8 protein-coding genes and 1 pseudogene are annotated in these 12,662 nt (G+C 44.4%); all 9 read left to right on the top strand.

What is annotated here, in order from left to right; all coding sequences use genetic code 11:
* Positions 1 to 2: 2 nt before the first annotated feature.
* The 9 genes and pseudogenes from L0M13_RS15585 to L0M13_RS15545 all read left to right on the top strand — a co-directional run bounded on the left by L0M13_RS15585 (position 3) and on the right by L0M13_RS15545 (position 12,599).
* A complete protein-coding gene (locus L0M13_RS15585) occupies positions 3 to 521 on the top strand; it encodes an RDD family protein (RefSeq protein WP_235197355.1) in 519 nt (172 codons plus the stop codon).
* Between the two features lie 178 nt (positions 522 to 699).
* Positions 700 to 1,484, top strand: a pseudogene (locus L0M13_RS15580) (SDR family oxidoreductase).
* A gap of 13 nt (positions 1,485 to 1,497) precedes the next feature.
* A complete protein-coding gene (locus L0M13_RS15575; protein ID WP_235197354.1) occupies positions 1,498 to 1,980 on the top strand; it encodes a DUF4334 domain-containing protein in 483 nt (160 codons plus the stop codon).
* 142 nt (positions 1,981 to 2,122) lie between these two features.
* On the top strand, positions 2,123 to 3,895 hold the full coding sequence (gene recQ / locus L0M13_RS15570; RefSeq protein ID WP_235197353.1) for a DNA helicase RecQ: 1,773 nt from the start codon (positions 2,123 to 2,125) through the stop codon (positions 3,893 to 3,895).
* Positions 3,896 to 4,145: 250 nt separating this feature from the next.
* Positions 4,146 to 8,732, top strand: coding sequence for a glutamate synthase large subunit (gene gltB, locus L0M13_RS15565; RefSeq protein ID WP_235197352.1), 4,587 nt, complete (start codon positions 4,146 to 4,148; stop codon positions 8,730 to 8,732).
* A 64-nt stretch (positions 8,733 to 8,796) separates the two neighbouring features.
* A complete protein-coding gene (locus L0M13_RS15560) occupies positions 8,797 to 10,284 on the top strand; it encodes a glutamate synthase subunit beta (RefSeq protein ID WP_235197351.1) in 1,488 nt (495 codons plus the stop codon).
* A 238-nt stretch (positions 10,285 to 10,522) separates the two neighbouring features.
* Entirely contained in the window at positions 10,523 to 10,945 is a 423-nt protein-coding gene (locus tag L0M13_RS15555; RefSeq protein ID WP_235197350.1) for a hypothetical protein, read from the top strand.
* Positions 10,946 to 11,032: 87 nt separating this feature from the next.
* Positions 11,033 to 11,938 carry an HD-GYP domain-containing protein gene (locus L0M13_RS15550; RefSeq protein ID WP_235197349.1) on the top strand — a complete coding sequence of 302 codons (906 nt, stop codon included), beginning with the start codon at positions 11,033 to 11,035 and terminating at the stop codon, positions 11,936 to 11,938.
* 130 nt (positions 11,939 to 12,068) lie between these two features.
* On the top strand, positions 12,069 to 12,599 hold the full coding sequence (locus L0M13_RS15545) for a hypothetical protein (RefSeq protein WP_235197348.1): 531 nt from the start codon (positions 12,069 to 12,071) through the stop codon (positions 12,597 to 12,599).
* Positions 12,600 to 12,662 lie beyond the last annotated feature (63 nt).

Below are 12,662 nucleotides of genomic sequence, written 5' to 3'. Positions count from 1 at the left end.
CGATGAACGTTTCTGTCATTCAGCGATTTAAAGCGTCTCTGATTGATTATCTGTTGATTGCCGGATATCTTCTTTCACTCATGGTGCTTACTGTTTTTATTTTCCCTTCTCTCCAAAGCTTTTTTCAAGGATCTTTAGAAGTTGCCCAATTTACTGGATTTCTTATGGTCACACTTCCAGTCACAATTTATTTCGCCGCTTTTGATAGCCTTGGCAAAGGGCAGACCTTTGGAAAAAGGAAGATGAAAATACGTGTAGTCACTTTAGATGGCCAAAAGCCTGGCTTGCTTCGGTCTGCTATCCAAAATCTCTTGAAGTTTGTCCCATGGGAACTATCGCATTTCCTCGTCTATCGTTTAATGGTTCTTGGAAATGATCCGGTTCCGGTTTTTTATATGGTGGTTGGCGGCTTCGTATATGTTCTTATGTTTAGTTATCTAACGACAGCGATTTTTTCAAAAAGAAAACAAACCCTTTACGATTGGTTTGTAAAGACACAAGTGGTAAAGAGTTCTTCTTAATGGTGATAGCGGATAAACTATGCCGGTTGTTTCTAAAAAGCATTTACTCCATAAATAAGGACTATATTATAGAAGGAAGTCAATTGCTGCTGGCCACATCTTTCGGAAATGGTTGTTTATCTCTTTAGCGGAAGGGAAGAAGAATGATAGAAGAAAAGATTGCTAGGAGGACGATTGTATGTCAAAGACAATATTTATTACCGGAGCAGGAAGCGGATTAGGCAAAGGGGCAGCTTTAGGACTGGCTGAAAAAGGCCATCGAGTCATAGCACCTGTTGAAACAGCACCGCAAGTTACAGCTTTAAGAGAAGATGCTAAAGCTGCGGAGTCGAACTTGAAGTATTCAAAATGGATATTAAAAACCCGCAGGACCTTGCTCAAATGCTTGATTACGATTTTGATATATTTGTGGCCAATGCCGCTGTGAATGAAGGCGGGCCTCTTGGCGAAGTGCCGATGAGAAATTTCCGTGAATTATTTGAAGTGAATGTGTTCAGTACGCTTGAAACAGCTCAAATTGCGGCACAGAAATTTGTAGCAAAAGGTGAAGGGAAAATTATTTTCATGTCTTCGATGGCTGGGATTATGGCAACGCCTTACGTGGGGCCGTACACGGCTACTAAACATGCAATTGAAGCGATTGCAACGACGATGCAAAAAGAACTTGAAGGATTTGGCGTAAAAGTGGCAACCATTAATCCCGGGGCTTTCGCTACAGGGTTTAATGATCGCAGTGCGGAAGCAAAATGGAAATGGTATGACGAGAAAATCCATTTCACGAAAAAAGAAGATATGGAAGAAGCGGATAAAGCATTGGAAGACCAATACGATCCCGCTGATATGATAGCGAAAATGGTGGAAGTCATCCCGCTTGATTCTCATAAATTCCGTACAGCTTATCCAGAGGAAACCGAAAAGCAAATGAAGGAAGAAGAAGCGAAACGCTGGGAGATGGAAATCTAGAGGAGTGTCAGAGATGGAAGCGAACAGTGAGTTTTGGGCGATTCTAGCGGCGGGCGGATCAGACACGCACACCGCTTGCCGGCTCTATGATGGATTAGAAACAGTAAACTTGGAAGAGCTGATCGGCACATGGAAAGGCAGGGAATTTCCGACCGGCCACCCATTAGACGGCGTATTAAGCGAGTTGAATTGGTACGGCAAAGCTTTCCATGACGCTGAAAATGTGGATCCTTTATTGTTTGAGATGTCGAATGGAGAAGTTGTGGCGATGGATCCTGTTCCGCTGATGGACAAGCGAAAGCTTCTGAAAGCAGCTGGGGGCAAAGCGCGGATCCGGATGGTGAAGCATAGAGGTGTTTTAAGTGCAGCCATGATTTACGACAACCTGCCGATTCACGATCATTTTCGTAAAGTGAATGAACAGCTCCTGGTAGGAATGATGGATTGGAAAGGGGATAAGAAACCATTCTTTTTTCTGTTGGAAAAAGTGGAATGAAAGCGAAAACAACCTGAGAGCCTATGCTCTTAGGTTGTTTTTAGTTGATCACCGGGCGTGCAAAGAGGGATTCTGGCGCAAGAAAAAGGGAAGGAAATATGATAAGCTACTCATACGAGACGAGTATTAGGAGTGTTTAATTTTGTTGGAAGAAGCAAGAAAAATATTGCAGTCGTATTTTGGATACGAGTCATTTCGGCTAGGTCAGGAACAAGCGATTTCCCAGGTTTTTGAAGGGAATAATTCTATCTGTGTCATGCCGACAGGCGGCGGGAAGTCGATGTGCTATCAAATTCCTGCACTTGTTATGGAAGGGACGACAATTGTCGTATCGCCATTGATTTCCTTGATGAAAGACCAAGTGGATTCTTTGCTGGCGGCTGGAATTCCGGCTGCGTATATTAATAGCTCGCTGGATTTTGAAGAAGTTCGTGAAATTTTATATGACGTCCAACGCGGCGCTGTGAAATTATTATATATCGCACCGGAACGCCTGGATTCGGAAATGTTTTTAAACGAATTGCAAGGCGTCCATGTGCCGCTGATTGCAGTCGATGAAGCGCATTGTATTTCGCAGTGGGGGCATGATTTCCGCCCAAGCTATCGCTTGATCAGCAGAATGATGGAGTTGTTCCCGAATAATCCGACTGTGTTGGCATTGACAGCTACTGCAACGCCTCAAGTCCGTGAAGATATTTGCCGTATTTTAAATATTGAAGAACAGCATACGATCATGACCGGTTTTGAACGTGCGAATTTAACGTTTTCTGTTGTGCAAGGGCAGGACCGCGATCGGTTTGTGAAAGAGTACGTCCAAAAAAATGAAAAGGAAGCGGGCATTATATATGCCGCTACCCGAAAAACGGTCGATTCGGTTTACGAGATGCTGATCAAAAAAGGCGTCAAAGCTGCAAGGTATCATGCAGGGATGCCGGATATGGAACGGAAGAATGGACAAGAACGCTTCTTGAACGATGAAGTGACTGTGATGATAGCCACCAATGCGTTCGGGATGGGCATTGATAAATCGAATATCCGTTATGTCATCCACTATCAGCTGCCGAAGAATATGGAAAGCTACTATCAGGAGGCAGGGCGTGCAGGCCGTGACGGACTGCCGAGTGAATGCATCGTCTTATATGCTTCACAAGACGTGCAGACCCAGCGTTTTCTCATCGATCAAGCCCAAGATCCAAGCCGTATTCCGGGAGAATTGGTGAAACTTCAAGGGATGGTCGACTATTGCCATACGGAAAATTGCCTTCAGCAGTTTATCATCCATTACTTTGGCGATAAAACTGCTGAGCCTTGCGGACATTGCAGCAGCTGCAACGATGACCGGGAAAGTATGGACGTGACAACGGATGTGCAAATGGTCTTGTCTTGTGTCATCCGGATGGGGCAGAAATTCGGAAAGATGATGACGGCTCAAGTGTTGACAGGTTCCCGAAATAAAAAAGTCATCGACTTCGGTTTTGATAAATTATCAACTTACGGCATTTTGAAGCATCACAGCGCAAAAGAAGTGGCGAATTTAATCGAGTTTATGATTTCCCAAGAATTGCTGGCCGTAGAACAAGGATCTTTCCCGACTATCTATGTGCCGGATGGCGGTCGTGATGTGTTATTAGGCAAAAGAAAAGTGCTCCGAAAAGGAGCGGTTGCCACCAAGCAGATTGCAGACAACGATCCATTGTTTGAAGAATTGCGGAAAATCCGCAAAACTTTGGCGGATGAAGCAGGAGTTCCTCCATTTGTTATATTCTCCGATAAAACTTTGCAGGATATGTGTTCAAGAAGACCTAAAAACAGCGAAGAATTTTTAGAAGTAAATGGAGTCGGATCCAACAAGCTTGAAAAGTACGGAGCAGCTTTTTTAGAAACGATAAAAGCATATGATATGGTCAATAATTGAATAAAATATACAAAAAAGACCCCTTTTGTTAAGGGGTCTTTTTTATTTCTACTAAATATAAATGCATAAATATTCAATTTAATTTATACTGATTTTTATATATTTTTTTAAAATGTAAACGGTTACATACATGGCCTGTATTTGCGAAACAATGTGAAAAAAATATCAATATGGAATTGTATATATATTCAGACATGTGGTATACTATCAAAACATTATGACACTTTATCGTAATGAAGGAGGCGATTTGATGAGCAAGAGAGAATATCCGCAACAACAAGGACTCTATCATCCGGATCAAGAGCATGAGGCATGCGGAATCGGGATGATTGCTAATATTAATGGAGAAAAATCACACGCGATTGTTCAGAACGCAATCAACATTCTTTGCAACTTGGAGCATCGGGGAGGCCAATCGTCGGACACGAGCACAGGGGATGGAGCAGGGATTTTAACACAGATTCCTCATCGTTTCTTTTTAAAGCAATGCGAAAAAGAAGGGATTATTCTGCCCGAAGCTGGAAAATACGGCATTGGGATGATTTTCATGCCACAAGATTATGAGCTGCGCATGAAAACGAAAGAAATCATCAAGCAAATTGTAGAAGAGGAAGGCCAGGAATGCCTAGGCTGGCGGCCAGTTCCAGTAAATGATTCTTTTGTAGGGAAAGTGGCTTTAAAAACAAAGCCGGTCATACGCCAAGTGTTTATTGCGGCTTCTGAAAATCTGGGAGACCGTATGGCGCTTGAACGCAAACTCTATGTCATCCGCAAACGCATTGAAATGGTTATGGGCGGCAATGAGGACTTCAAAGATGTCTATTTCAGCAGCCTTTCAGCAGGCACGATCGTTTACAAAGGCATGCTAATTCCAGAACAACTGGATTCCTTCTATATTGACCTCAACCACCCTGAATTCAAATCAGCGCTGGCATTAGTTCACTCCCGTTTCAGTACGAATACCTTTCCGAGCTGGCAACGGTCCCACCCAAACCGTTACTCAATCCATAACGGTGAATTCAATACCCTCAGAGGAAACGTGAATTGGATGCGTGCAAGACAAACGCTTTGCAGTTCCCCTTATTTCAATGAGCAAGAACTTCAAAAAGTCTTGCCCGTTATTGATGAAAGCGGAAGCGATTCTTCAATGTTCGACAACTGCTTTGAATTCCTTCACTTATCAGGCCGCTCACTGGCGCATACCGCAATGATGATGGTTCCGGAACCATGGGTTAACGACCCGACCATTCGGAAAGAGAAAAAAGACTTTTACGAATTTCATAGTACATTAATGGAGCCTTGGGATGGACCGGCAGCACTGGTCTTTACGGATGGCCGTCAAATAGCGGCTTGCCTGGATCGAAACGGTTTGCGCCCTGCGCGTTATTACGTGACGAAAACCGGAATGATCGTTCTTGGATCTGAAGTTGGCGCATTGGACATATTTGCTGATGACATCATTTACAAAGATCGCTTGCGTCCAGGCAAAATGCTCCTAGTCGATTTAGAAGCTGGAAAAATTATTCCGGATGAAGAAATCAAAATGCAAATTGTCAAGGAACTTCCTTATAAAGACTGGATCGAGAATAATCTATTGGATTTGGAGGATCTTCCGGTCCCTTCAATTCCTGGTCAGACTGTAACTAAAGAAGAATTTGTGGAGCAGCAGCTGGCATTCGGCTATACGACAGAAGAAGTCCAAAAAATCATCAAGCCACTGGCTACGGAAGGCAAGGATCCGGTTGGTTCAATGGGCTATGATTCACCATTGGCCGTCTTATCCAAAAAACCGCAGCTTCTTTATAACTACTTCAAGCAATTATTTGCACAAGTGACGAATCCGCCGATTGACGCGATTCGTGAGCATATTATCACCGCTGCCCGCACCACAATCGGTGCCGAAGGCAATTTAGTGGATCCTCGGCCGGAAAGCAGCCGCCATATCCGTCTCGAAACGCCTGTACTGACAAACGATGACTTGGAAAAATTACGCCAGCAGAAGCTCGTGGAGTTCCAAACGATTACGCTGCCGATTCTTTTCAAAAAATCCGGTGGACCGGAAGCGATGGAGCAGGAACTGGAAGAGCTGTTTATAAAAGCCGATCAAGCTTATGAAGCTGGAGCTACTCTTTTGATTCTTTCAGATCGGGGTGTGGACGAGGAGCATGTGGCCATTCCTGCATTATTGGCCGTTTCCGGTTTGCATCACCATTTTATCCGCAAAGGAACCCGGACGAAAGTCAGCATTTTGCTGGAATCTGCAGAACCGCGGGAAGTCCATCATTTTGCCGCATTGCTCGGGTATGGAGCTGAAGGAATCAATCCTTATCTGGCTTTGCGCACCATTGAAGACCTGATTGAACAAGAAGACATTGTCGGTGTTCCTTATAAAAAAGCGGAAGCGAGCTATGTGAATGCCGTAACCGACGGAATCATCAAAGTCTTGTCGAAAATGGGGATTTCAACCATCCAAAGTTACCGAGGTGCACAAATCTTTGAAGCGGTCGGAATTCATATGGATGTAATCGATCGTTACTTTACGCGTACTTCTTCGCGGCTTGGCGGGATTGGCCTTGATATTATTGCAAAAGAGGCGCTGATGCGTCATGAACAGGCATATCCGGAACGCAGAACAGGAGATCGATTCTTGGAAGCTGGAGATGAGTACCAATACCGGGCAAACGGTGAAACGCATCAATACAATCCATTAACGATCCATACGCTGCAGCAGGCTTGCCGGACGAATGATTATCGAGTGTTTAAAAAATACACAGGCCTATTAACGAAAGAAACTTCGAATGTCCAGTCCTTGCGCGGTTTAATGGAGTTCAAGAAGCGGACTCCTGTTCCAATAGAAGAAGTGGAAACGATTGAAGAAATTTGTGCGCGCTTTAAAACAGGCGCGATGTCATTCGGTTCAATCAGCCAAGAAGCGCATGAAGCATTGGCGATTGCCATGAACCGGATCGGCGGCAGAAGCAATTCGGGAGAAGGCGGAGAGCAGGTTTCCCGTTTCATCCCTGATGAGAATGGCGATAGCCGCCGAAGCGCGATCAAACAAGTGGCTTCTGGCCGATTTGGCGTAACCAGCCATTATTTGGTCAATGCAGATGAAATTCAGATCAAAGTGGCTCAAGGAGCTAAGCCGGGAGAAGGCGGACATTTGCCAGGCAAAAAAGTATATCCGTGGGTAGCGGAAGTCCGTGGTTCAACTCCTGGAGTAGAATTGATTTCTCCGCCTCCTCATCACGATATTTATTCGATCGAAGATTTGGCAGAGCTGATCTATAATTTGAAAAATGCTAATCCAATGGCCCGCATCAGTGTGAAACTGGTATCGGCAGTTGGCGTTGGAACCATTGCAGCCGGCGTTGCAAAAGGCCGTGCTGATGTTGTGTTGATCAGTGGATACGACGGCGGTACTGGCGCTGCGCCGAAGACGAGTTTGAAGCATACCGGTTTGCCATGGGAAATCGGATTGGCGGAAACACACCAAACGCTTCTGCTGAACGGTTTACGTGACCGGATTGTTGTCGAAACGGATGGGAAGATGATGACAGGCCGCGATGTCGTTACCGCTGCTTTGCTCGGAGCGGAAGAATTCGGCTTTTCAACGGCTCCATTAGTCGTTCTTGGCTGCGTCATGATGCGTGTATGCCATATGGATACATGTCCGGTCGGAATTGCTACGCAAAATCCTGAGCTGCGCAAGAAATACATGGGCGATCCGGAGCATGTCGCAAACTTCATGCGCTTTGTTGCACAGGAAGCACGTGAGTTAATGGCGGAACTCGGATTCCGGACAATCAACGAAATGATCGGAAGAACAGATGTAATTGAAGCGAAACAGGCAGTAGACCATTGGAAAGCTAGTGGACTCGACCTTTCCGCTTTATTGTATCAGCCGGATCTGCCTGAAAAGGTAGGGCGCTACGCGACTGTAAAACAAGATCATGAATTGAAGAATACATTGGATTATACCGAATTGCTGCCGCGTGCCAGAAAAGCGATTGAATCGGGTGAGCGGGTTGATGTCACAACAGCCATCCGAAACATCCATCGCGCAACCGGAACGATCATCGGTTATGCAGTATCCAAGAAATACGGAGCAGAAGGATTGCCGGAAGACACAATCAATTTCAATTTCCAAGGATCGGCCGGGCAAAGTTTCGGTGCGTTCATCCCTAAAGGAATGACGCTTAAGCTGATTGGAGATGCCAATGATTTTGTAGGGAAAGGTTTATCCGGAGGGAAAATCATCGTCTATCCGGCAAGCGATTCGACGTTTATTCCTGAAAATAATGTCATTATCGGGAATGTTTCATTTTACGGAGCTTCTGCCGGCGAAGCGTATATCCACGGAATTGCAGGAGAGCGTTTTGCGGTCCGTAATAGTGGGGCCAATATCGTCGTTGAAGGTGTCGGAGACCATGGCTGTGAATATATGACAGGCGGTCGCGTTGTTATTTTAGGCAAGACTGGCAAAAACTTTGCAGCCGGCATGTCGGGCGGCATCGCTTATGTATTGAATGAAGACGAGACATTTGCTGAACGCTGCAATGCTGAGCTTGTTCATATGCAGCCGCTTGTCGAACCGGGTGAAATGGAAGAATTGCGCCATATGATCGAACAGCATGTTCAGTATACAGGCAGCAAAAATGGCAAACGCCTGCTCGACAACTGGAAAATCTATTCGGCTAAATTTGTCCGGGTCATCCCGAAAGCGTATTTGAAAATCAATGAACGCATCAGCAAATTGCAGGAAAGCGGAATGGCAAAATCTGATGCCGAAATGGCAGCGTTTGAAGAAAGCAAAATGGCAACAGGAAAAGCGTAAGCGGCTGGTCAGCTCCGAAAGGCGTAAGCGGCCATCTATGCAAGTAAAGAATTGGAGGGGTTTGATGGGAAAAGCGACTGGTTTCATGGAATACAGCCGGCAAACAGTGAAAGAACGAGATCCGGCAGTACGGAAAAAAGATTGGTCGGATTATACAATCCCTCTTTCAGATGAAGAAGTGAGAAAGCAGGGGGCACGCTGCATGGATTGCGGCGTGCCGACATGCCAATCCGGCATGGAGTTGGAAGGATCAACGACGGGTTGCCCAGTTTACCATTTAATTCCTGAATGGAATGACTTGGTGTACCGAGGGCAATGGAAGGAAGCATTGCGGCGGGAACACGTTATGAATAATTTTCCGGAATTTACAGGAATGGCTTGTCCAGCTCCTTGCGAAGGGGCTTGTGTCCTCGGAATCAATGAATCGCCAGTAGCTATCCGGACAGTTGAACGTTCCATCATCGAAAAAGGGTTTGCGGAAGGGTGGGTCGTTCCGGAACCGCCTCTTTCAAGAACCGGCAAAAAAGTGGCCGTCATTGGCTCGGGTCCAGCTGGATTAGCGGCTGCAGCCCAATTGAATAAAGCGGGGCACCTCGTGACCGTGTTTGAAAGAAGCGACCGAGTCGGAGGTTTGCTGACTTATGGAATCCCGGAAATGAAATTATCGTATGACGTCGTGCTTCGCCGCGTCAAAATTTTGGAACAAGAAGGCATCACATTTATTACAAATACTGAAGTTGGAAAAGATTATCCGGTATCAGCGCTTCGCTCGGATTTTGATGCTGTGATTATGTGCACAGGAGCTGCTGTACATCGTGATATCGTTGTAGAAGGCCGTGATTTGAAAGGCGTCCATTACGCAATGGATTTCTTGCATGCCAATACGAAAAGTTTACTGGATTCGAATTTAGCGGATGGCAATTATATTTCCGCTGAAGGAAAAAATGTGATTGTCATTGGCGGTGGAGATACGGGAACAGACTGCCTGGCCACATCCGTTCGCCACAATTGCAAAAGCTTAGTGCAATTTGATGTCTACGATAAAAAAGGTGCATTGCGCGATGACTTAGGAAACCCATGGCCGCAATATCCGCGTGTGCACCGGGTGGAATATGGACAAAAAGAAGCGGCAGCTGCATTCGGGGAAGATCCACGAGCATTCGCTGTTATGACGAAGAAGTTTGTAGGCGATGAAAATGGCCAGCTTAAAGAAGTTCATACGGTGAACGTCAAGTTGAAAATCGATGAATCAGGCAACCGCATCCGCGAAGAAATTCCGGGCACGGAAAAAGTTTGGAAAGCGGATCTTGTCTTGATTGCCATCGGATTTAGTGGACCTGACCAGAAGTTCATTGAACAGATGGAAGTTGAAACAAGCGCAAATTCCACGGTCAATGCGGAATATGGAAAATACACTACCAATGTCGAAGGCGTATTCGCAGCTGGAGATATGCGAAGAGGCCAGAGCCTGATTGTATGGGCGATTAATGAAGGAAGAGAAGCAGCAAGAGAATGCGACCGCTATCTGATGGGGGCGACCGTGTTGCCTTGATTTTTGGGAGACCGGACATTTGTCTGGTCTTTTTTTAGGTGAAAAGTCTTTAAAAAAATAGAATAGAAAGAAAATTTAGAAAATCTTGTACAAAAAACATGATTCATATATACTATAATAGGTGCATCGAGATTAACTTTAATAGGTATAACTGCTAGGCTCGAAAGAATCAGGCATTACTACATAGAACAGTTAAACTTGTGTTCACCACATCATTTAATTGTCGGGAGGAAGAAGAATGTTCAAAAAAGGTTTTGTTGCATTGTTACTATCTGTACTTCTTGCTGTTATGGTTGGTACTACTGCTTTTGCTCAAGAAGCAGTGATAACTCCAGAAATCGCACAAGCGCTTAACGAAGTGGAACAAGTAAATGCTGAAATTTACGATGTAATTGCAAAAGGGCAAGCACAGGCAGATCAATTATATGAAGACTATCTTTTAGCTGTTAGTGAAGCTGGAGACCCCGCTTTGTTAAAAGCGGATTATGAACAAAAATTGACGAAAATCATTTCTGAAGTTGACGTGAAGACTCAAGAAATTACACGCCATGGTGTTGAAAAAGCCAGAGAATCAGGGCTTAATGTAGAAATCGAATGGATTCCTGTCCAGTTCGCAGATCGCATCGCCTTAATCGATCCAATCAAAGTAGTTGGATGGTAATTACCATTGGATAAAACCTCATAGATACAGTAAGATGAGAGTATCGGGAAACCGATACTCTCATCTTTTTCTAAAGGACGTGTAATCGTGAAAGGCTTAGACATATTGAAGAATGGATATCTCGAAAAAGTGAATAATGATTCGACAACTCTAAGCTTGCTTGGACGAGGAGAGGGTTTGGAAATGATGAAGCAGACGATTCTCAAAGATCGATTGTTTATTCTTTTTCCAAGTGAAGAGGCAGATGTTCTAGAATTTTACTACATACTAGAAGGCGAAATTGAAGCGGAAATTGATGGGGAGAAAGTTAAGTTAGGTGCCCATGACTTTTTTTCTGCAAAGAATTTAAACGGAACCATAGATTTTCTGACGAAATCTGATGTTACCTTACTTTCTGTTTCGACTGCTCCAGCTTTTCAATTTTTAAGCGAAGAAATTAAAGAGTTGCGAAAAATTGGGGAAGCTGTTGAGCAAAAAGACCGCTACACTTTTAACCATAGCTCACGCGTTGCACATTATGCAGTAAAAACAGCCACTAAAATGAAATTGCCTAAACAAAGAGTTCGAAATTTATATCTTGCTGCTATTCTCCATGACATCGGCAAGATTAATATACCTAAAATTGTATTGCAAAAACCTGATAAATTGACTGATGCTGAATTCGAGCTGGTTAAAAAACATCCTGGAGACGGAGCTGAAATGATCAGGCATACGCCTTACGCAGAACTTGCGGATATCGTTGAGCAGCATCATGAACGAGTGAATGGGCGAGGCTATCCGTTCGGTTTAGTGGATGAAGAAATTTTAATGGAAGCGAAAATCATCGGTGTCTGCGATACGTTCGATGCGATGACGGAAGACCGTGCTTACCGAAAAGCCTTTACCGCTGAGTTCGCTTTGGCAGAAATTAAGCAACTTGCGGGCATTCAATACGATCCGGAAGTAGTCGAGGCCTTTGAACAAGTGATAAAAGAAGAGGGCAAAATTGAATAGTTTGTATAAATTTTGTGGCACCTTTGGCTTAGAAGGTGTCTTTCTTTTTTCCTTTTTTATGTTTGAAATAGGCTAAAACAGTCAATACTAAGAGCACAGTGTATTTTAAAACTGAAAAGGAGAGATGAAAATGGCTAGAAATTCAGGCGGTATGTTTGGCAAGCTTGTGTTATTAGGCGTCGGGGCAGTAATTGGTGCAGCAATGACCCAGAAAAAAGTAGATTCCAACGGCAATGAAACTTCTCAAGCCGGCAATTTGAAAGAGAATGTAAAGAAAGGGCTAGACCGCTTCAATGAACAATCAGGCGGCATGGTCGACAAAGTGAAACCAGGCGTGAGCAAAGCGGTGGAAACAGTCAAAAGTGCCATTGAAGGCCAGCAAAAAATGATGGATAAAGAAAAAGACATGTTGGATAAAGCCAACCAAACTTTGCAGGATGAAGTGGGCGGCACGTCTACTAAAGATTCTTCTTCTACATCAAAAACGGCTGGGTCCAGTGCTTCAGGCTCATCAAATACGAGTTCTTCAAGCAGTGTTTCTCCAGACACTTCAACCCCGAGCGGCGGAGTCTATGGCGGCAGTACGGATTACAGTGAGTCATTGAAAAAAGATTTATCAAATGATTCTTCTTCAACCGATAAATCGACTTTCGACAAATAAAAGTGAATATCCCAACAGAAAAGCTATTGCTCGCAAGCCTATGAGCTATAGCTTTTTTTAAGC

It is taken from the genome of Planococcus sp. 107-1, assembly GCF_021513255.1.
Lineage (GTDB): Bacteria > Bacillota > Bacilli > Bacillales_A > Planococcaceae > Planococcus.
Note: the sequence above shows the minus strand (reverse complement) of the source record. Positions and strands in the feature narration are given on the sequence as shown.